The following is a 20,091-nucleotide window of genomic DNA, read 5'->3' as shown; positions in this document are numbered from 1 at the left end:
ACCCGGCAACAGGCCATTCATACTTTGACACCCACGCTGAGGCGGCGCATCCGTGCCGCTCCCTCCAACAGAACAGAGGTAAATTCCATGGCCGCCGTAGCCAAGGTTTCCGACGCCGATTTCGAAAGCGAAGTGCTCAAGGCCGACGGTCCGGTCGTGGTCGATTTCTGGGCCGAGTGGTGCGGTCCGTGCCGCATGATCGCTCCGGCCCTCGACGAGATCGCGAGCGCGATGGGCGACAAGGTCAAGATCGTCAAGCTGAACGTCGACGAGAGCCCGAAGACGGCCTCGAAGTACGGCGTGATGTCGATCCCGACCCTGATGGTGTTCAAGGGCGGCGAGATGGCCTCCCGCCAGGTCGGCGCCGCGCCGAAGGCCAAGCTGCAGCAGTGGATCTCGTCGTCGATGTGACGATTCGGAACCAGGATTTTTCTCGAACGGCCGGCGGATTCGCCGGCCGTTTGCGTTGAGAGGGGTGTTTCAGCGTTTTCAGGTCTCGCCATGCCCGCCCGTGCTCATCGCTCGCCCTCCCGAAAGTCCAGCCTTCTGGCCATGGAGGCGCGCTCGGTGGATGTGATCCCGCGCGGCGAGGAGTGGCAGTACGAACCCAAATGGGACGGCTTCCGCTGCCTGCTGTCGCGCGACGGCGCTCATGTGACGATGCAGTCCAAGGCCGGCGAGGATCTTGCGCGCTACTTCCCGGAGATCGTCGCCGCCGCACGCGAGCTGAAGGCGATCAGCTTCACGCTCGATGGCGAGCTGGTGGTGCCGCAGGCGAAGTCGTTCTCGTTCGACGCGCTGCTGCAGCGAATCCATCCCGCCGCCAGCCGGGTGAAGAAGCTATCCGTGGAGTCGCCGGCGCTGTTCCTCGCCTTCGACCTGCTGGCGACGGCGAAGGAAAAGGAGCTGGTCGCGCAAACGCTGCACGAGCGGCGTCCGGCGCTGGAAGCGTTCGCCAAGGCGAACTTCACTGATCATCCGACGTTCCGGCTGTCACCCGCAACCACGCGCTTCGCGACGGCGCAGGACTGGCTGGCACATTCCGGCGGCGGCTCGGATGGCGTGATCGCCAAGCGCATCGACCTGCCCTACCAGGCGGGGAACCGCGACGGCATGCAGAAGATCAAGCGCTATCGCTCGGCCGACTGCGTGATTGGCGGCTTCCGTTACGCCACGAACAAAGCGGCGAACGGCCGCAAGCTGGTCGGCTCGCTGCTGCTCGGACTCTACGACGAGGACGGCCTGCTGCATCACGTCGGCTTCACCTCCGCGCTCAAAGCCGCAGAGAAGCTCGCGCTGACCGACAAGCTCGAGCCGCTGATTGCGTCACCAGGCTTCACCGGCAACGCGCCGGGCGGGCCGAGCCGGTGGTCGACGGAGCGCTCGGCGGAATGGTGTCCACTGAAGCCCAAGCTGGTGATCGAGGTGTGCTACGACCACTTCTCCGGCGAGCGTTTCCGCCACGGCACCTCGATCCTGCGCTGGCGTCCGGACAAGGCGCCGAAGCAATGCACGTTTGAGCAGCTCGCGCAGAAGGTCGCCGACCCCATCAAGCTGCTCGCCTGATCAGCGGATCCAGCCGGTCGCGAGCGCCGAGGCAAATTCGTTGTCGCCATTGGCGCGCGCCAGCTCGGCCATCGCGCTGTTATCATAGGGCACATGGCGGAAGCTCACGCTCCAACCGGCTGGCGTCAGCTCCAGGATCGCGTAGCGCGCGTCGGGGCTGCCGGCTTGTACGACGTGCGGATGCGGAACGTTGTAGGAATAGCCAGGGCTGCCGACGCTGCCAGGGTTCACGATCAGCCGACCGTCACTCAACCTAACGGCACGCGCGGTGTGCGTGTGCCCGCACAGGATCAGCGATTGAGAGATCCCGGCGGCCAGCTTCTCGATCTCATCGAGCGGCGCGCATGTGATCGCGCCATCCGGCGCCACGCTCTCGAGCCAGTAGACGTTATCGTCCTCAGGCGTCGCATGACAGAGGAAAACCTTGTCGCGATAGACAGCCGTGGCAGGGATCGTGCGCAGCCAGTCGAGATGCCCAGCGTCGAGCTGCGGATAGGCCGGGCGCTCCCAGGCGCCCATCTTCTCGAACGGCCGATCGATCAGCCAGCGATCATGATTGCCGCGCACATGCACCGCATCGAGCGCCATCAGCCTGTCGAGCGACTTTCGCGCATCGAGCGGGCCGCTCGCCATGTCGCCGAGATCGACGATCTCGGTCACGCCTTGCGCACGGATATCGGCGAGCACGGCTTCGAGTGCGAGATGATTGCCGTGGACGTCGGCGATCGCGGCAAAGCGCATATGGTGTTGTCCTCAGGTCGGCGGCGTGCCGTTGAGGTCGAGCACGTGGCCTGCGAGATAAAGTGACCCCGTGATCAGAATACGCGGCGGCACCTCATAGGCAAGCCGCGCAATGCCGGCGAGCGCGGAAGCAACACCGTCGGCGATCTCGACGCGCATGCCGAGCGTGCGCGCGGCAGCAGCGAGATCGGCCGGGGCCATGGCCTTGCTCTCGTTCGGAATGGGAACGACGATGATGTGCCGCGTCAGCCCGGCGAAATTGGCGAGGAAGCCGGCGGCATCCTTGTTGCCCATCATGCCGACGATGACGACGAGCTGCCGCGAGACGCGCTCTTCGAGATCGCCGATGGCCGCGGCGACGACGCGGCCGCCTTCGGCATTGTGGCCGCCGTCGAGCCAGATCTCCGCGCCCTGTGGCGCGATCGCGGTGAGCGCGCCGTTCGACAGCCGCTGCATGCGCGCCGGCCACTCGGCATTGACGATGCCGTCTTCGAATGCCTTCGTTGTGAGCTTGAACTGATCGAGCGCGCGCAGGGTCGCGATCGCAAGCCCCGCATTGTCGAACTGATGCCGGCCGAACAGTTTTGGTGCCGGCAGATCCAGGAGACCACGATCGTCCTGATAGACGAGACGATTGCGCTCGACGCTGACGTGCCAGCTCTCGCCCGCGGCGAACAGCGGCGCGCGCTGGCGCCTGGCCTCGCGCTCGATCACCGCCATCGCGTCGGGCTCCTGCGCGGCCGAGATCACCGGGCAGCCACGCTTGATGATGGCGGCCTTCTCGGCCGCGATCAGCGCGCGGGTATCGCCGAGGAATTCCATGTGGTCCATGCTGATCGGCGTCAGCACGGAGGCCGCGACCTGCTCGACGACGTTGGTCGAATCGAGCCGGCCGCCGAGACCGACTTCGAGCAGCACGACATCTGCCGGATGCCTCGCGAACAGCACGAAGGCCGCAACGGTCTTTACCTCGAAGAACGTGATGGGCGCGTCGGCATTGACCCGTTCGCATTCGAGCAGCGCTGATATCAGCTCGTCATCATCGACGAGGACGCCGCCGCCGACGTGACCGAGACGATAGCTCTCGTTGATGCGCACCAGCCAGGGCGAGGTGAACACGTGGACGCGCAGCCCCGCCGCTTCGAGCATCGCGCGCAAATAAGCAACCGTCGAGCCCTTGCCGTTGGTGCCGGCGACGTGGATCACCGGCGGCAGCTTGCGCTCGGGATGATCGAGCTGCGCGAGCAGCCGGTGCATGCGCTCCAGCCCGAGCGAGATCTTGCTCGGATGCAGCGCGGAGAGCCGCGTGATCAGCTCGTCGAGCGAAGGCTTGGCGGCAGAAGCGTTCACGCGCTCGTTGCGACCGCCGGCGCTTCCGCCGCCTCGGCGGGCTTGGCCGGCGGCGGCAGCTGCGGCGCGGGTTTTGCGTGTTCGACGGCCGGTGCCTTGGTCAGCAGGCGGCACAGCCGCGCCAGGGTCGGGCGCAGATCATGACGATGCACGACCATGTCGACCATGCCATGGTCGAGCAGGTACTCAGCGCGCTGAAAACCCTCGGGCAGCTTCTCGCGGATGGTCTGCTCGATGACGCGCGCACCGGCAAAGCCGATCAGCGCGCCGGGCTCGGCGATGTGGACGTCGCCCAGCATCGCGTAGGATGCGGTGACGCCGCCGGTGGTCGGATTGGTCTGCACGACGATGTAGGGCAGCTTGGCCTCGCGCAGCATCTGCACGGCGACCGTCGTGCGCGGCATCTGCATCAGCGACAGGATGCCCTCCTGCATGCGCGCGCCGCCGGAGGCCGCGAACACGATGAACGGCGATTTCTTCTCGACCGCGAGCTCGAGCCCACGCACGATCGCTTCGCCCGCGGCCATGCCGAGGGAGCCGCCCATGAAGTCGAAATCCTGCACGGCGATGACGACGCCCATGCCTTCGAGCTTGCCGAAGCCGACCTTGACGGCATCGTTCATGCCGGTCCGCGCCCGCGCGTCCTTGATGCGGTCGGCATAGCGGCGCTCGTCACGGAACTTCAGCGGATCGGGCGTGACCTCGGGCAGCGCGACGTCGAACCAGGTCTCGTTGTCGAACATCGACTTCAGCCGGGCTGAGGCGCCCATGCGCATGTGGTAGTTGGAGCCGGGGATGACGAACTGGTTGGCCTCGACGTCCTTGTAGAACACGAGCTGTCCGGAATCCGGGCACTTGATCCAGAGGTTCTCCGGCGTCTCGCGGCGCAGGATGTTGCGGATCTTCGGCCGGACCACGTTGGTAAGCCAGTTCATGAAAAGCTCCGTTTGGCGGTCGCCCGGATATATGGCGGGACAGCAGCGCCACGGCAAGCCGTGCCGCGGCGCTCCTTACACGGGTGGTTGATGGCTATTCCGCGGCCTGCTGGGCGCCACGTACGCCCTGGGCCAGGGCTGCGGCAAGGTCGGCGACCGCGCCGACGGTCTTGGCCGTGGCCCGGCCCTCCGAATCGAGGCTCGCCTTCAGCGCATCGACCAGGGCGGTGCCGACCACGGCGCCATCGGCGTTCGCGGCGATGGCGCGGGCGGCTTCCGGTGTCCGGATGCCGAAACCGACGCAGACCGGCAGCGCGGTATGGCGCTTGATTCGCGCCACGGCAGCGCCGACGGCGGAGGAGTCCGCGGCGGCCGCACCGGTAATGCCGGTAATCGAGACGTAGTAGACGAAGCCGGAAGTGTTCGCGAGCACCGCGGGCAGCCGCTTGTCATCGGTGGTCGGGGTCGCCAGGCGGATGAAGTTGAGCCCAGCCTTGAGCGCGGGAATGCACAGCTCGTCGTCTTCCTCCGGCGGCAGGTCGACGATGATCAGGCCGTCGACACCGGCGCTCTTGGCATCGACGAGGAACTTGTCGACGCCGTAGATGTAGATCGGGTTGTAGTAACCCATCAGCACGATCGGCGTCGCCGCATCGCTCTCGCGGAAGCTGCGCACCAGCTGCAATGTCTTCTTCAAGGTCATGCCCGCTTTCAGCGCCCGCAGGCCCGCGGCCTGGATCGACGGACCGTCGGCCATCGGATCGGTGAACGGCATGCCGATCTCGATGATGTCGGCGCCCGCCTGCGGCAGCGCCTTGACGATCGCGAGCGACGTCTCGGGATCGGGGTCGCCGCCCATCACGAACGTCACGAATGCCGAACGGCCTTCACTCTTCAACTGCGCGAAGCGCACATCCATCCGGCTGGTCACGACTGTTTCGCCCTCTTACGCAGGATCTCGCCGACCTGCGGCACGTCCTTGTCGCCGCGGCCGCACAGATTGACGACCATCAAATGGTCCTTCGGCTTGGTCGGCGCGAGCTGCATCACCTTGGCGACCGCATGCGACGGCTCGAGTGCCGGGATGATGCCCTCGAGCCGGGACAGCAGCAGGAACGCGTCAAGCGCCTCGTCATCGGTCGCCGACAGATAGGTCACGCGCTTGGCCTCGTGCAGCCAGGAATGCTCGGGGCCGATGCCAGGGTAGTCGAGGCCGGCCGAGATCGAATGTGCCTCGGCGATCTGGCCGTCGTCGTCCATCAGCAGATAGGTGCGGTTGCCATGCAGCACGCCGGGACGACCGCCAGCGATCGACGCCGCATGCAGCTGGGTCAGGCCGTGGCCCGCGGCCTCGACGCCGAAGATCTCGACCGAGGGATCATCGAGGAAGGGATGAAACAGGCCCATCGCATTGGAGCCGCCGCCGATGCAGGCGACGAGCGAATCCGGCAGCCGGCCTTCGGCCTCCTGCATCTGGGTCCGCGTCTCCTGGCCGATGATCGACTGGAAGTCGCGCACCATCATCGGATAGGGGTGCGGGCCCGCGACCGTGCCGATGCAATAGAAGGTGTCGTGCACGTTGGTGACCCAGTCACGCAGCGCCTCGTTCATCGCGTCCTTGAGCGTCCTGGCGCCGGACTGCACCGGAATGACCTTGGCGCCGAGCATCTCCATGCGCAGCACGTTCGGCTGCTGCCGCTCGACGTCGACGGCGCCCATATAGACCACGCAGTCCAGGCCCAAGCGCGCGCACAAGGTCGCGGTGGCGACGCCATGCTGGCCTGCGCCGGTCTCGGCGATAATGCGCTGCTTGCCCATGCGCCGCGCCAGCATGATCTGGCCGAGCACATTGTTGACCTTGTGCGAGCCGGTGTGATTGAGCTCGTCGCGCTTGAAGTAGATCTTGGCGCCGCCGAGATGCTCGGTCAGGCGCTCGGCGTAGTACAGTGGCGACGGACGGCCGACATAATGCGTCCGGTAGCTGTTCATCTCCGCTTGAAACGCGGGATCAGCCTTGGCCTCGGCATAGGCCTTTTCGAGATCCAGGATCAGCGGCATCAGGGTTTCGGCGACGTAGCGGCCGCCGAAGATGCCGAAATGGCCGCGGTCGTCAGGACCGCTGCGGTAGGAATTGGGAATGGTCGTGGTCATTGGACGCTCAACTTGTCAGCGGCCCGCGCCGCACGAATGAAATCCCGGATCAGATCGCAATCCTTCACACCCGGCGTCCGTTCGACGCCAGATGACACGTCGACGCCGCCCGCGCGCGTCACCCGCACCGCCTCGGCGACATTGTCCGCACTCAGTCCACCGGACACCATGAACGGGCGGTCGAGCTTCAATCCCTGCAGCACATGCCAGTCGAAGGTCGCGCCCAGCCCGCCGGGACGCGTCGCGTCCTTGGGCGCGCGAGCATCGAACAGGATGCGATCGCAGACGTCAGAGTAGCCCGCCAGCGGCGCGAGGTCGGCCGCCGTCTCGACCGGCAACGCCTTCATGATGGGCCGACCGAACCGCTGCTTGAGATCGCGAATACGCGCGACGCTTTCGCGACCGTGCAATTGAAAGAGATCCGGCCGCAGCGTCTCGATGATGTTTTCGAAGGTCGCGTCATCGGCATCGACGGTCAGCGCCACCTTCAGCGCGCGCCCTCTCGCCTGCTGGCCGAGGTCACGCGCGGCCGTCAGCCCGATATGGCGCGGCGACGGCGGAAAGAACACGAAACCCACCATCTCGGCGCCGGCATCCAACGCCGCACCGAGGGTGTCGGGCGTGGTCAGGCCGCAGATTTTGACGAGCAGGGACATCGATAAGAACGCACGTCCGAACGGAGGGGATCACCAGCCGCAAGCGATGTCGAGGCCGCGCTGGCTTGGCGCCTTCTACAACGCGGCGCCCTGCTTGTCTCGCCCATAAGGGGCGAAAAGCCGGGCGGGGGCGGCCGGAACCAGCGACTGACCCGAGCCCTGGTTGGCGCGCGCAGCGGCGCTGAGCTGGGCCACTTGCGCCCGGGCGGCCTCGGCATCCGCCTGGTGGCGGCGCGCGGCGCGACGCCACCGGTGTTGGCCAATCCAGGTCGCAAAACCGCCGGCGACCACACCCGCGATCGCAACGGCAATGATCAGGGCGAACAGCGGCACCGAAACCGCCAGCGCAGGATTCACCGCATTGAACGGATCAAAAGATACGGTAACGAAATGCCGATTGGCGACCGCGAAGATGACGAACAGCACCAGCAGCGGAAGAACGATCACGACCGTGAGGAATTTTCGCATGCGCTCGCTCGTATCAGTCAGGCCAGGTTGGCCTTGAAATCAGCCGCGGACGACTCTCGCGGCTGGCGCGACCTACGCGTCACTCGTCCGAATCGTCGGCATCTGCGCCAGCGCCCTCGGGGTTGTCCCGGTTCAGCCGCTCACGCATTTCCTTGCCCGTCTTGAAGAACGGGACACTCTTCTGGTCCACCGGGACATGTGCGCCGGTCCGCGGGTTGCGCCCGGCGCGGGCCGGCCGATGCTTGACCGAGAAGGCGCCAAAGCCGCGCAGCTCGACGCGATCGCCACGCGCCAGCGCGGCGACGATCTCATCGAGGATCGCATTGACGATATTCTCGACATCCCGCTGGTAGAGGTGCGGGTTGTGCTCGGCGATACGCTGAACAAGCTCGGATTTGATCATCGAGAAAATGTACCCGGGGAGACAGTCCCATTTCCGTGAAAATATGCAGGACTGTCAAGACGCTAAATCATTCATCGAGCCGGCGGGCCGCATTGCGGGGCCCGATCTCGGGCCACCCGGACACACACGCTGTGCGAGAAGATTGACGTCACGATTGTCTTGGCGGGTTTCAATTTCCCGTTGCAGGCGTCCAGAGCGCCAGCATGCCGTCCATGCCGACCCGATCGACCGCCTGGATGACGCCGGCGTGCTCGATCTGGCGCGCGATCCCGGACAGCCCGACGGCGTCGAGCGTGATCGACGCGGCCGTGCGCAGGAAGGTGAGATCGCTGAAGCGCGGCACCAGCTTGTAGTCGCGCACCGGCAGATCCTTCTTGACGCCCTTGTTGGCAACGAGCCAGGCGACCGCCGTCTTCTCGTCGCCGAGTTCGTCGATCAGCTTCAGCTCGATCGCCTGCCGGCCGGTGAAGACACGGCCATCGGCAACCTTCTCCAGCTGAGCGTCGTCCATGCCGCGACGGGTCTTCACCAGGCCGCGGAACCACGCATAGGAATCCTTGACGAGATCATCGAGCGCCGCGCGCGCTTCGGGACTGGTCGGCTCATAGCCGTTCGGCGCGGCCTTCAGCGGCGAGGATTTCACCTCCTCCACCTTGACGCCGATGGTCTTCAAGAGCTCGCTGACATTGGGATATTGGAACAGCACGCCGATCGAACCGACCAGCGAGCTCTGCTGCGCGACGATGTGATCGGCCGCGATCGCGCCGATATAGCCGCCGGACGCTGCGAGCCCTTCCACAACGACGACCAGCGGCTTCTTCGCCTTCAGCCGCACCAGTGAATCGTACAACTGCTCGGAACCAGCCGTGGTGCCGCCGGGCGAGTTGATATGAACGATGACGGCCTCAGCCGACGACTTTTCCAGCCGCTCCAGCGCCTCGACGCGTTCCTGATCGCTGCGGATCAGGCCCTCGATGTTGACGCGCGCGATCGAGCCGGAGGTCGAGAGCGCGGTGCGGCCGCGCGGCGACAATGCGAGCCCGATGGCGGACAGCGCACCGATCGCAATCAGCACCGCCACGACACGCCAGAACGTCAGCTTGCGGCGCAGCCTGCGTCGGTCGACGATCACATCCGAATCTAGCGACATGGACAGCTCCTGGAAGTCTCGCCGCGTTGTGCATCCGCAGCCTGAATATCTCGTTATCCGATTACATCAATCGCGGCGCAATTTGAAGAAAGGAAGGCTCGGACGCGCGGCAGCCGGGGGTGAATGGACCGAAGCGGGTTGCGGGGCTGGCACATTTGGCGGCCGCGACGCTGGTCTCGCCGTCTCGCTCCTCGTCGTCATGGCCGCCGCATGTCGGAGCAACCGGAGTGAGACGCGTCTTGGAAGCGCAGGATTTTCTCACTGACAATGAGTCACTGACGATGAGACGACCTCTGACGATGGGAAAAAGTTCGGCGCGACGATCTCGGTCTCACCCTCCTCTGGAGGGGGAGGGTCGATCGCGCGCGAAGCGTGCGAGCGGGGTGGGGTGAACCGCGAAAGCCGGTGTAAGTGGAGAGATCACCCCACCCCGGCTCACACGCGCTTCGCGCCTATGAGCCTGCCCTCCCCCTCCAGGGGAGGGTGACAGCGGGCGAGGTCGGAACCGCAGCTTTGCCGCACAAAAAAAGCCCCGGCGCGAGCCGGGGCTTTGATCTCGTCACACGAACCGAAGGCTTACTTCGAGTCGCGGTTCTTGAGGGCGGTGCCGAGAATGTCGCCCAGCGTCGCGCCCGAATCGGACGAGCCGTACTGCGCGATGGCTTCCTTCTCTTCCGCGACTTCCAGCGCCTTGATCGACACCTGGACCTTGCGGGCCTTCTTGTCGAACTGGATCACGCGGGCATCGACCTTCTCACCGACGGCGAACCGCTCGGAGCGCTGGTCGTTGCGATCGCGCGCCAGCTCGGAGCGCTTGATGAAGGTCGAGAACTCGGTGCCGACGATCTTGACGTCGATGCCGCCATCCTTGACGTCGAGCACTTCGCACGTGACGACCGCACCCTTCTTGACATCGCCCGGCTCGGCGAAGGGGTCGCCTTCGAGCTGCTTGATGCCGAGCGAGATGCGCTCCTTCTCCACGTCGACGTCGAGCACCACGGCCTTGACCATGTCGCCCTTCTTGTAGTTGTCGATGACCTGCTCGCCCGGCAGCTTCCAGTCGAGGTCGGACAGATGGACCATGCCGTCGACGTCGCCTTCGAGACCCAGGAACAGGCCGAACTCGGTCTTGTTCTTGACCTCGCCCTCGACCACCGAACCCGTCGGATGCTTCTCGACGAAGACCTCCCAGGGGTTGCGCATGGTCTGCTTGAGACCGAGCGAGATGCGGCGCTTGACGCTATCGACTTCGAGCACCTGCACTTCGACTTCCTGCGAGGTCGAAACGATCTTGCCGGGGTGCATGTTCTTCTTGGTCCACGACATCTCGGAGACGTGGATCAGGCCTTCGATGCCCGGCTCGAGCTCGACGAACGCGCCGTAGTCGGTGATGTTGGTGACGCGGCCGTGGAAGCGGGCCTGCAGCGGGTACTTGGCCTCGATGCCCTGCCACGGATCGTCCAGCAGCTGCTTCATGCCGAGCGAGATGCGGTGCGTCTCGTGGTTGATCTTGATGATCTTGACCTTGACCGTCTGACCAATGCTGAGCACCTCGGTCGGATGGTTGACGCGGCGCCACGCGATGTCGGTGACGTGCAGCAGGCCGTCGATGCCGCCGAGGTCGACGAACGCACCGTAATCGGTGATGTTCTTGACGACGCCGTCGATGACCTGACCCTCTTCGAGGTTCTGCACCAGTTCCTGGCGCTGCTCGGCGCGGGTCTCTTCCAGCACGGTCCGGCGCGACACGACGATGTTGCCGCGGCGACGATCCATCTTGAGGATCTGGAACGGCTGCGAGTTGTTCATCAGCGGCGCGACGTCGCGGATCGGACGGATGTCGACCTGCGAGCGCGGCAGGAAGGCGACTGCGCCATCCAGGTCGACGGTGAAGCCGCCCTTGACCTGGTTGAAGATGACGCCGTTGACCTTTTCGTTGTTCTGGAACGCCTTCTCGAGCTTGCCCCAGCTCTCCTCGCGGCGCGCCTTGTCGCGCGACAGCACGGCTTCGCCCAGCGCGTTCTCGATGCGGTCGAGGAACACTTCGACCTCGTCACCGACCTTCAGCTCGCTGTCGCGGCCGGGACCGGAAAATTCACGCAGCGCCACGCGGCCTTCGGTCTTCAGGCCGACGTCGATGACGGCCATGTCCTTCTCGATCGCGACGACCTTGCCCTTGACGACGGAGCTTTCCTGAAGATTGCCCTTCGTGAAGGACTCGTCCAGCATCGCGGCAAAATCATCGCGGCTGGGATTGTAGGAGTTAGCAGACGTACTCGAAGCCATTGGTTCTCCAGATGCGGACATTCTCGCCAGCTTGGGGTTGATCGGCGCATCGAATGAACAGTGCCTGGAGGTCCACAAATCCCCAGGCGTCCGCGGGTCACGCAAAAAGCGCGAACGACGCGGGCCGGCAATGCCTGCACATGCGATACGTATGAAGTTCGTCCGGCTGATCGGACCCGATTGAATTGCAATCGAGCTATCGACGGTCAAGGGCGGGAGCGGGCGGTTCCTCCAATGACATCAGCGGAAATCAAACCCGCTGACGGCCCGCTCGAACGGCCTCGACGATGTCGATGGCGGCCCGGACGCCGCCCTCTATATCCAAATGGGAGTTATCAAGCAAGTAAGCATCCGCTGCTTGTTTCAAAGGGGCAACGGGGCGGTTCTGGTCGCGTTCGTCGCGCGCCAGGATGTCGGCCAGAATGGCCGCCTGATCGGCCGGCTCGCCCCGGGAACGCGCCTCGAGGGTGCGGCGATGCGCCCGGATCTTGGGGTCGGCGACCACGTAGATCTTCACTTCGGCGTCCGGGCAGATCACGGTTCCGATGTCGCGGCCGTCGAGCACGGCCCCCGGCGGCTGGCTGGCGAACTGCCGCTGGAATGCCAGCAGCGCCTCGCGCACTTTGGGCAAGGCCGAGACCACCGAGGCCGCCGAGCCGACCTCATGCGACCTGAACGCCGGGTTGTCGAAGGTCGAGGGATCCAGCGTCATGGCCACCTCAGCCGCCCGCGCCTCGTCCTTGAGATCGAGACCAGCCGTCAGCAGCGCATGGGCCACGGCCCGGTAGATCACGCCCGTATCCAGGTGCCTGAGGCCGTAATGCGCGGCGAGGCGCTTGGCCATGGTGCCCTTGCCAGAAGCCGCCGGGCCGTCGATCGCGATGATCATGCTGAGTGTTGTCCTGAAGTCTCGCGCGCCCGCCGCAGCGGCCGCTCGTCGGTAAAGATGTTGCGGGAGGCGAACTCTCCCGGGCTGGCAAAGGTCAAGTACTCCCGTAGCGCCGGGGACGTCGAACTGGTCGTGAACCAGGGGTCCTTCAAACGCCGAGCCGGACCGCCCGTCCAGGGCGGCACCCGACCCAGCCGGCGCTGCTTGGCAAGATATTCGGCGATGGCGCCAGCGAGGGCATCGGTCCGAATATCGCCGGTCAGGACGGGTTCGGCCGCGATGGCCGCATAACGTGCCTCATCCGAGGGAGCGAGATCGAACGTATCGACGAACTCGGCGAGCATGAGATCCCGCGACTCACCACGCCCGATCCGGGCGACCGCTTCAGCGAGGGTATTTGGGCGCATCGACGGCTCCCTCTGGGTTCATGTGCTTCAGCAGAAAGCGCTGCTTCTCCGCCGAGGCCGCGCTCGCCGGAAAGTATCTCGCTAGCAGCGCGATCGCTGCATCCGCGTCGGTGATTCCAACGACCTTCATCAGGTTGAGAATGTCGAGCCGCTCGGCCTCGCCGCGCGCGGGGTCGAGGATCCTGACCGCCTTGAGCTTCAACGCCAGCATATACTCGGCCGAGGGCACGGAGACCACCAGTCCTGGCGGCGAACCGTCTCGCGGAAAAGTGCCGAACTCCAGATGGTCGGCCGCCTGATCTGCCAGCGGGCTGAGGTGGAAAGCAACACCGTCGTTGAACCAGTCGTCCGACCAGCCATTCTGCTGGGCGATGTCATGAAGCGTGGCCGCCAGCCACGCAGGAAGCGGGCTCGGCAGCTCCGAGACGTCGACGTCTTCCGTTGCGAAGCGAAAGTTACTCGCAAGCATCAAGGCTGACCCGCCGTAAACCGCGATTTGCAGTTTGGCCCCAGCCCGGGCCGCCGCCCGCCCGATCGCGTCGAAGGCCGCCAGCAGCGCGTCGCGGTCGAAGGCGGAGGCCATAACGTTCCCTTAAGCGAAATCCGCGCCTGCCTTGCGCATCAGCGGAATGAAGTCGGGGAAGCTGGTGGCGATGAAGGCGGTGTCGTCGACGGTGACCGGCTTGTCGGAAGCCAACCCCATGACCAGCGCGGACATCGCGATTCGGTGGTCCATGTGGGTGGCGACGAGGCCACCGCCAGGGACGTGGCCGCGGCCCTCGACGATGAGATCGTCGCCGGTGATCTCGACCTTGACGCCGTTGACGCGCAACATCGCCGCGGTCGCTTCCAGCCGGTCGGATTCCTTGACGCGCAGCTCGTGCAGGCCGCGCATGATCGTCGTGCCCTCGGCGTAGGCGGCGGCGACCGCGAGCACGAGATACTCGTCGATCATCGACGGCGCGCGCTCCGGCGGCACCTCGACGCCCTTCAGCTTGGAAGCGCGGACCCGTAGGCGGGCCATCGGCTCGCCGGCATCGCCGCGGACGTCGTCCTCCTCGATCGAGGCCCCCATCTCGCGCAAGGTCGTGAACAGGCCGGTGCGCAGCGGGTTGGTCATGACGTCCGACAGCACGAGATCCGAGCCGTCGACGATCAGGGCGGCGACCAGCGGGAACGCGGCCGAGGATGGGTCGGCCGGCACGATGACCGGCGCGCCGCGCAGCTCAGGCTGGCCGGTCAGCGCGATCCGCCGGCCATGCGATCCTTCCGGCGTGGTGACGATCTCGGCGCCGAAATGCTTCAGCATCAGCTCGGTATGGTCGCGGCTCGCCTCCTGCTCGATCACGGTGGTGACGCCGGGCGCGGCGAGGCCGGCCAGCAGCACGGCCGATTTGATCTGGGCCGACGCGACCGGCGTGCGGTACTCGATCGGAATGGGGTCGCTGGCGCCCTGAAGGGTTAACGGAAGCTTGCCGCCCTCGGCGCTGGCGGTCACCTTGGCGCCCATCAGGGCCAGCGGATCGAGGATGCGCCGCATCGGCCGGCTGCGCAGCGAGGCGTCGCCGTCGAACACCGCCGAGATCGGACAGCCGGCGACGGCGCCCATCACCAGCCGGCAGCCGGTGCCGGAGTTGCCGAAATCGAGCGTCGCAATGGGCTGGGCAAAGCCACCGACGCCGACGCCGTTCACGGTCCAGGCGAATTCACCGGTGCGTTCGACCTTCGCGCCCAGCGTGCGCATCGATTTGGCGGTGTTGAGGACGTCCTCGCCCTCGAGCAGGCCGGAAATCCGGGTCTCGCCCACCGACAGCGCGCCCAGGATCAGCGCCCGGTGCGAGATCGACTTGTCGCCGGGCACGCGAATCGTGCCCGAAAGCGGCCCGGAGGCGCGGGATTCGAGCGGAGTGGGGGCGGCTGACGTGCTCACGGCGGGATCCTCGGGTTTTCGGGCCGGCAGGTATCACAGCGCCCGGCGGCCGTCACGGCCGTGATATCCGGTTGAAAGCGCTATTGACAGCGGCGCGGCAACTAGCCAAGTGAGACACCGCTTTTCAGACATTGCCAGGACGCCTGCACGTGGCCAAATCCGAGCTCGGAACCAAACGCATTTGCCCGACCACGGGCAAAAAGTTCTACGACCTCAACAAGAACCCGGTGATTTCGCCCTACACCGGCGAGGTCGTGCCGATCGCTCCGGTGGCGCCGACCCGCGCCATGCGCGGCGAGGCGGCGCGTGCCGCGGCGGCGCAGGACACGGCGCACGAGCCGGCCGAGGCCGAAGAGTTGGTGTCGCTCGAGGAGGCCGACGCCGAGGAGAACTCCGGCAAGGTCAAGGCCGTCGTGCCCGAGTCCGAGGACGATATCGAGATCGACGAGACCCTCGACGACGACGAGGATGACGACTCGACCTTCATCGCCGACGAGGAAGAAGGCGACGAAGATGTCACAGACATCATCGGCGATGTCGGCGGCGACGAAGAATAATCGTCGAAGCCACTTGAGATCAGCCGCGAACTGTGGTTCACGGTGCTCCCCGGCGGTCACCCAGACCGCCGGTTCGGTTCAGGGGCCATAGCTCAGCTGGGAGAGCGCTTGCATGGCATGCAAGAGGTCGGCGGTTCGATCCCGCCTGGCTCCACCACGCTTCGCCCTCCGGGCTACGCGTGGCGCAGCCACGACGGAGCCCTGAGGGCGAGGCGTGGGGCCCGGCGAAGCCCCTTGGCGAAGCCGGGCTGCTCAGCAACGAAGTCCTTCCTTCTCGTTTGAGTTCGGCTGACGCGACGGCGTGAAAGCCAAGCTGACAAGTTCTTTTCCCGGCCACAAAATGCGCGCCTGCGATCCCTCGCGGCGAGCCCATCGTCATGTGGTACGTCTACATCATCCGTAGCGTCAGCTTTCCCGATCAGGAATACATCGGCGCGACCGCGGACATCCGGCAGCGTCTCAAGGATCACAACGCCGGCCGCTCAGCCCACACCTCCAAGTTCTTGCCTTGGACGTTGGTCTGGTACTGCGCCTTTCCGGACAAGCACCGCGCGTTAGCCTTCGAGGCTTATCTGAAATCGCACTCGGGACGCGCGTTCTCGAAGAAGCGCCTGCTCGGGCCGGCTTGAGCCCTCACTCCACCGCCGCCTCCAGCCGCTCCCTTAGCTTCACCAGCTTGCCGTGCAAATCCGCCAGCTCGGCAATCGAGCAGCCTGTCGCGTCCAGGATCGCCGGCGGCACGATGGCCTTGGCCTTCTCCCGCAACGCCGCCCCCTGCCCTGTCAACGCCACCAGCACCTGGCGCTCGTCCTCGGCCGATCGCGTCCGTGTCAGCAGATGCAGCGCCTCCATGCGCTTGAGCAGCGGGGTCAGCGTGCCCGAGTCCAGGAACAGCCGCGCGCCGATCTCCTTCACGGTAAGACCATCGCCCTCCCACAGCACCAGCATCACCAGATATTGCGGATAGGTCAGGCCAAGGCGGTCGAGCAGCGGCTTGTAGACGCGGTTGAACGCGTGGGCCGTCGAATAGACCGCGAAGCAGAGCTGGCTGCCGAGCTGGAGGGGCACGTCGGCTGTCGTCTTCTTGGGCATGGTCACACCAGGGATGGATCGTCGGGCACATCTTGGGCGCTGCGCGAGGGCTGCGGCAACGACCGGAAAACACAGATCACGAATTTTCTACCGAACAATTATATTGTGCACAATCGATTTGTGTGCAATATACGCCTCACTGAATTCCACTCCACCCCAATCGGGAGACACCCCATGTCCGTGAACGTGCTCTACAAGACCAGCGCCAAGGCCACCGGCGGTCGCGACGGCGAGGCGGCCACCCTCGACGGCTCGCTGAGCGTCAAGCTCGCCACCCCGAAGGAGCTCGGCGGCGGCGGCGGCGCCGGCAACAATCCGGAGCAGCTGTTCGCGGCCGGCTACGCCGCCTGCTTCATCGGCGCGATGAAGTTCGTGGCCTCGCAGGGCGGCCCGAAGGTTCCGGCCGATGCGTCGGTGACCTCCACGGTCGGCATCGGTCCGCGCTCGGAAGGCGGTTTCGGCATCACTGCCGAGCTCGCGGTCTCGCTGCCCGGCCTCGCCAAGGCCGACGCCGAGGCGCTCGTCGCCAAGGCGCACGAGGTGTGCCCCTACTCCAACGCCACCCGCGGCAATGTCGACGTCAAGCTGACCGTCGTCTGAGCCTGAATTCTGCTGCGCGGCAGATCGCCACGCACCATGCAGCCCTCGCCTTTTCGCGAGGGCTGCATTCGCGTAAGCCCGTTTGCGCCAGTGGCGCAGCAATGCTTAATGGCCGCGAGTTGCAACCAACCTCGCGATGTCCATGACACTCCCATTTGCTCCCGGCGCCATGGCCGGCCTGCGCGTGATCGACCTCACGCGCGTGCTCGGCGGCCCCTATTGCACGCAGATCCTGGCCGACCACGGCGCCGACGTGATCAAGGTCGAGCCGCCCGCCGGCGACGAGGTCCGCGACTGGGGCCCTCCGTTCCACGACGAGGACGCGGCCTACTTCGTCGGCATCAACCGCAACAAGCGCTCGATCGGCCTCGACCTCGCCTCCGAGGGCGGCCGCGTCGTGCTGCTGAAGATGCTCGAGAATGCCGACGTGCTGATCGAGAACTTCAAGCCGGGCACCCTCGAGAAGTGGGGCATCGGCAGCGACGTGCTGCGCGAGAAATTCCCCAAGCTCGTGCACTGCCGGATCTGCGGCTTCGGCGCTGACGGCCCGCGCGGCGGTAATCCCGGCTATGACGCGATCATCCAGGCGATGACCGGCATGATCGCGGCGACCGGCTCGCCCGAGAGCGGCCCGATGCGGATCGGCGTGCCCTTGGTCGACATCACCACGGGCCTCTACGCCGCGATCGGCATCCTGATGGCGCTGTCGGAACGGCAGCGCTCCGGCGAGGGCCAGTTCCTCGAGGTCACGCTGTATGAGACCGGCCTCGCGATCATGCATCCGCACACCGCCAACTACTTCATGCATGGCAAGCCGCCGTCGCTGACCGGCAACGAGCATCCGAACCTCGTGCCCTACGCGATCTTCCCGACCAAGACCGACGACATCTTCATCGGCGTCGGCAATGACGGCACCTTCCGCAAGCTCGCCAAGGAGATCGGCCGCCCCGAGCTCGGCACCGATTCGCGCTTCGCCCGCAACCGCGACCGCGTCGCCAATCGCGAGGCGCTGCGCGCCGAGCTCGCCGCCGTGTTCCGGCAGTTCGAGGCCGAGCCGCTGTGCGACCGCCTGCTCGCCGCCGGCCTGCCCGCCGGCCCGGTGCAGAAGATCGATCAGGCGCTGACCAATCCGCACACGCTGTATCGCGGCGATGTCATCGAGAAGGATTGGTACAAGGGCGTGGCGTCGCCGATCCGGCTCGAACGCACCAAGCCGAGCCTGCGCTCGACACCGCCGAAATACAGCCAGCACGCCGAGGAGGTGCTGAGCGAGTTCGGCTACACGCCGAGCGAGATCGAAGCGTTGCGGAAAGCTGGAACCGTCTGCACGGAACGCAAACGCTGATCGCATCGCACGCGCTGCGTCGCCGCGTCGCACCACGACGCGGTGACGGAGAGATGCGATTTACCGCTTTTCGCGGACGCACTGCGCGTGGCTTTCCCGCGTCAGGTCATACGTCTATACATTCACATAACTGTCATCTGGCGCTGTTAACGGCCGCCACGACCGATGACGTTCATGGGAGGATCTTTTTGATGTCATTTCGACAAATCGCTGCCGCGACTGCCGTTGCAGCCACCTTTGGTTTTGCTGCTTCGCCCGCACTCGCGGTGACTGAAATCCAGTGGTGGCACGCCATGACCGGCGGCAACAACGACATCGTCAACAAGCTCGCCGAAGAGTTCAACGCCTCGCAGAGCGACTACAAGGTCGTGCCAACCTTCAAGGGCGCCTATCCCGACACGATGAACGCCGGCATCGCCGCGTTCCGCGCCGGCAACGCGCCTCATATCATGCAGGTGTTCGAGGTCGGCACCGCGACGATGATGAGCGCCAAGGGCGCGATCAAGCCGGTCTATGAGCTGATGAAGGAGGCAGGCGAGCCGTTCGATCCGAAGGCCTATCTGCCGGCGATCACCGGCTACTACTCGACGTCGAAGGGCGACATGCTGTCTTTCCCGTTCAACTCGTCGTCCATGGTGATGTGGATCAACAAGGACGAGCTGAAGAAGGCCGGCGTCGCCGAGATTCCGAAGACGTGGCCGGAGGTGTTCGAGGCCGCCAAGAAGCTGAAGGCGGCCGGTCACGACACCTGCGGCTTCTCCAATGCCTGGGCGTCGTGGGCGCACATCGAGCAGTTCTCGGCCTGGCACAACGTGCCGATCGGCACCAAGGCCAACGGTCTCGACGGCTTCGACACGGTGCTGGAGTTCAACACCCCGCTGCACATCAAGCATTTGCAGAACCTCGTCGAGCTGCAAAAGGACAAGACCTACGACTATTCCGGCCGCGGCTCGGCCTCCGAGAGCCGCTTCGGCTCCGGCGAATGCGCGATCTTCATGACCTCGTCGGGCTACTACGCCACCGCCAAGAGCACCGCGAAGTTCGACTTCACCTCGGCGCCGATGCCGTATTATCCGGACGTGCAGGGCGCGCCGCAGAACTCGATCATCGGCGGCGCCTCGCTGTGGGTGATGGGCGGCAAGACGGCGAACGAGTACAAGGGCGTCGCCAAGTTCTTCACCTTCCTGTCGGACACCAACCGCCAGGCCAGGCTGCATCAGGAGTCCGGCTATCTGCCGATCACCACCGCGGCCTATGAGAAGACCAAGGCGGACGGCTTCTACGACAAGAACCCGGTGCCGCAGACGCCGCTGAAGGAGCTCACCAACAAGCCGCCGACCGAGAATTCGCGTGGCCTGCGCTTCGGCAATATGGTGCAGATGCGTGACGTCTGGGCCGAGGAGATCGAGGCCGCGCTCGCCGGCAAGAAGACCGCCAAGGAGGCGCTCGATTCCGCCGTTGCCCGCGGCAATGCGATGTTGCGCACCTTCGAGAAAACGGCCAAGTAAGGAAACGGCAAAGTCAGGCCGTCCCAGAGGCTTCCTCTCCCACCGGAGGGGAAGCCT

Annotated in this window: 22 protein-coding genes and 1 tRNA gene; 8 read left to right on the top strand and 15 right to left on the bottom strand. The window is 65.5% G+C overall.

Translation table 11 applies throughout. The features are described from left to right. The first annotated feature begins 87 nt into the window (after nt 1-87). A complete protein-coding gene (gene trxA / locus ACQR1Y_RS08545; RefSeq protein WP_006611141.1) occupies nt 88-411 on the top strand; it encodes a thioredoxin in 324 nt (107 codons plus the stop codon). Nucleotides 412-552: 141 nt separating this feature from the next. Next, a complete protein-coding gene (locus ACQR1Y_RS08540; RefSeq protein ID WP_434876343.1) occupies nt 553-1,566 on the top strand; it encodes an ATP-dependent DNA ligase in 1,014 nt (337 codons plus the stop codon). On the opposite strand, the gene ACQR1Y_RS08535 is transcribed toward ACQR1Y_RS08540, so the two are convergent. From ACQR1Y_RS08535 to aroA, 14 genes are all read right to left on the bottom strand, one after another. Next, nucleotides 1,567-2,307 (bottom strand): metallophosphoesterase family protein, encoded by a 741-nt coding sequence (locus ACQR1Y_RS08535; RefSeq protein ID WP_434876309.1) that lies wholly within the window; start codon nt 2,305-2,307, stop codon nt 1,567-1,569. A 12-nt stretch (nt 2,308-2,319) separates the two neighbouring features. After that, complete coding sequence (locus ACQR1Y_RS08530; RefSeq protein ID WP_434876310.1) at nt 2,320-3,657, bottom strand: bifunctional folylpolyglutamate synthase/dihydrofolate synthase; 1,338 nt, start codon at nt 3,655-3,657, stop codon at nt 2,320-2,322. Next, nucleotides 3,654-4,592 carry an acetyl-CoA carboxylase, carboxyltransferase subunit beta gene (gene accD / locus ACQR1Y_RS08525; protein ID WP_434876311.1) on the bottom strand — a complete coding sequence of 313 codons (939 nt, stop codon included), beginning with the start codon at nt 4,590-4,592 and terminating at the stop codon, nt 3,654-3,656. Before accD ends, ACQR1Y_RS08530 begins: the two co-directional genes overlap by 4 nt. Before the next feature lie 94 nt (nt 4,593-4,686). After that, nucleotides 4,687-5,523: a tryptophan synthase subunit alpha gene (gene trpA, locus ACQR1Y_RS08520; RefSeq protein WP_434876312.1), complete on the bottom strand. Its 837-nt coding sequence runs from the start codon at nt 5,521-5,523 to the stop codon at nt 4,687-4,689. After that, nucleotides 5,520-6,743, bottom strand: coding sequence for a tryptophan synthase subunit beta (gene trpB / locus ACQR1Y_RS08515; RefSeq protein WP_434876313.1), 1,224 nt, complete (start codon nt 6,741-6,743; stop codon nt 5,520-5,522). The genes trpA and trpB overlap by 4 nt, the downstream gene beginning before the upstream one ends. After that, nucleotides 6,740-7,399, bottom strand: coding sequence for a phosphoribosylanthranilate isomerase (locus tag ACQR1Y_RS08510; RefSeq protein ID WP_434876314.1), 660 nt, complete (start codon nt 7,397-7,399; stop codon nt 6,740-6,742). Before ACQR1Y_RS08510 ends, trpB begins: the two co-directional genes overlap by 4 nt. A gap of 75 nt (nt 7,400-7,474) precedes the next feature. After that, entirely contained in the window at nt 7,475-7,867 is a 393-nt protein-coding gene (locus tag ACQR1Y_RS08505; RefSeq protein ID WP_434858035.1) for a lipopolysaccharide assembly protein LapA domain-containing protein, read from the bottom strand. Between the two features lie 79 nt (nt 7,868-7,946). Next, nucleotides 7,947-8,270, bottom strand: a complete 324-nt coding sequence (locus ACQR1Y_RS08500; RefSeq protein ID WP_434858034.1) for an integration host factor subunit beta — start codon at nt 8,268-8,270, stop codon at nt 7,947-7,949. Nucleotides 8,271-8,439: 169 nt separating this feature from the next. After that, nucleotides 8,440-9,420 carry a signal peptide peptidase SppA gene (gene sppA / locus ACQR1Y_RS08495; protein ID WP_434876315.1) on the bottom strand — a complete coding sequence of 327 codons (981 nt, stop codon included), beginning with the start codon at nt 9,418-9,420 and terminating at the stop codon, nt 8,440-8,442. Nucleotides 9,421-9,996: 576 nt separating this feature from the next. Then, nucleotides 9,997-11,706 carry a 30S ribosomal protein S1 gene (rpsA, locus tag ACQR1Y_RS08490; RefSeq protein WP_434858032.1) on the bottom strand — a complete coding sequence of 570 codons (1,710 nt, stop codon included), beginning with the start codon at nt 11,704-11,706 and terminating at the stop codon, nt 9,997-9,999. A gap of 250 nt (nt 11,707-11,956) precedes the next feature. Beyond that, complete coding sequence (gene cmk / locus ACQR1Y_RS08485) at nt 11,957-12,595, bottom strand: (d)CMP kinase (protein WP_434876316.1); 639 nt, start codon at nt 12,593-12,595, stop codon at nt 11,957-11,959. Further along, nucleotides 12,592-13,002, bottom strand: a complete 411-nt coding sequence (locus ACQR1Y_RS08480) for a hypothetical protein (RefSeq protein ID WP_434858030.1) — start codon at nt 13,000-13,002, stop codon at nt 12,592-12,594. The genes cmk and ACQR1Y_RS08480 overlap by 4 nt, the downstream gene beginning before the upstream one ends. Then, nucleotides 12,980-13,585 (bottom strand): hypothetical protein, encoded by a 606-nt coding sequence (locus tag ACQR1Y_RS08475; protein WP_434858029.1) that lies wholly within the window; start codon nt 13,583-13,585, stop codon nt 12,980-12,982. The genes ACQR1Y_RS08480 and ACQR1Y_RS08475 overlap by 23 nt, the downstream gene beginning before the upstream one ends. 9 nt (nt 13,586-13,594) lie before the next feature. Further along, entirely contained in the window at nt 13,595-14,932 is a 1,338-nt protein-coding gene (aroA, locus tag ACQR1Y_RS08470) for a 3-phosphoshikimate 1-carboxyvinyltransferase (protein ID WP_434876317.1), read from the bottom strand. A 149-nt stretch (nt 14,933-15,081) separates the two neighbouring features. Here aroA and ACQR1Y_RS08465 point away from each other — a divergent pair, with 149 nt between their 5' ends. The 3 genes from ACQR1Y_RS08465 to ACQR1Y_RS08455 all read left to right on the top strand — a co-directional run bounded on the left by ACQR1Y_RS08465 (nt 15,082) and on the right by ACQR1Y_RS08455 (nt 16,118). Continuing rightward, on the top strand, nt 15,082-15,489 hold the full coding sequence (locus ACQR1Y_RS08465) for a TIGR02300 family protein (RefSeq protein ID WP_434858027.1): 408 nt from the start codon (nt 15,082-15,084) through the stop codon (nt 15,487-15,489). Nucleotides 15,490-15,570: 81 nt separating this feature from the next. Next, a tRNA-Ala gene (locus ACQR1Y_RS08460) sits at nt 15,571-15,646 on the top strand. A 220-nt stretch (nt 15,647-15,866) separates the two neighbouring features. Further along, nucleotides 15,867-16,118, top strand: coding sequence for a GIY-YIG nuclease family protein (locus tag ACQR1Y_RS08455; protein WP_434858026.1), 252 nt, complete (start codon nt 15,867-15,869; stop codon nt 16,116-16,118). 4 nt (nt 16,119-16,122) lie between these two features. On the opposite strand, the gene ACQR1Y_RS08450 is transcribed toward ACQR1Y_RS08455, so the two are convergent. Next, entirely contained in the window at nt 16,123-16,581 is a 459-nt protein-coding gene (locus ACQR1Y_RS08450) for a MarR family winged helix-turn-helix transcriptional regulator (protein WP_434876318.1), read from the bottom strand. 174 nt (nt 16,582-16,755) lie between these two features. Here ACQR1Y_RS08450 and ACQR1Y_RS08445 point away from each other — a divergent pair, with 174 nt between their 5' ends. From ACQR1Y_RS08445 to ugpB, 3 genes are all read left to right on the top strand, one after another. Continuing rightward, the gene (locus tag ACQR1Y_RS08445) at nt 16,756-17,181 is read left to right on the top strand and encodes an organic hydroperoxide resistance protein (RefSeq protein ID WP_434858024.1); all 426 of its coding nucleotides are present in this window, start codon (nt 16,756-16,758) and stop codon (nt 17,179-17,181) included. A 142-nt stretch (nt 17,182-17,323) separates the two neighbouring features. After that, nucleotides 17,324-18,526, top strand: a complete 1,203-nt coding sequence (locus ACQR1Y_RS08440) for a CaiB/BaiF CoA transferase family protein (protein ID WP_434876319.1) — start codon at nt 17,324-17,326, stop codon at nt 18,524-18,526. 191 nt (nt 18,527-18,717) lie between these two features. Continuing rightward, a complete protein-coding gene (ugpB, locus tag ACQR1Y_RS08435; RefSeq protein ID WP_434858022.1) occupies nt 18,718-20,034 on the top strand; it encodes a sn-glycerol-3-phosphate ABC transporter substrate-binding protein UgpB in 1,317 nt (438 codons plus the stop codon). The last annotated feature ends 57 nt before the right edge of the window (nt 20,035-20,091 follow it).

It is taken from the genome of Bradyrhizobium sp. HKCCYLRH3099 (assembly GCF_051167855.1).
GTDB lineage: Bacteria > Pseudomonadota > Alphaproteobacteria > Rhizobiales > Xanthobacteraceae > Bradyrhizobium.
This window is presented reverse-complemented; position numbering and strand designations above follow the sequence as displayed.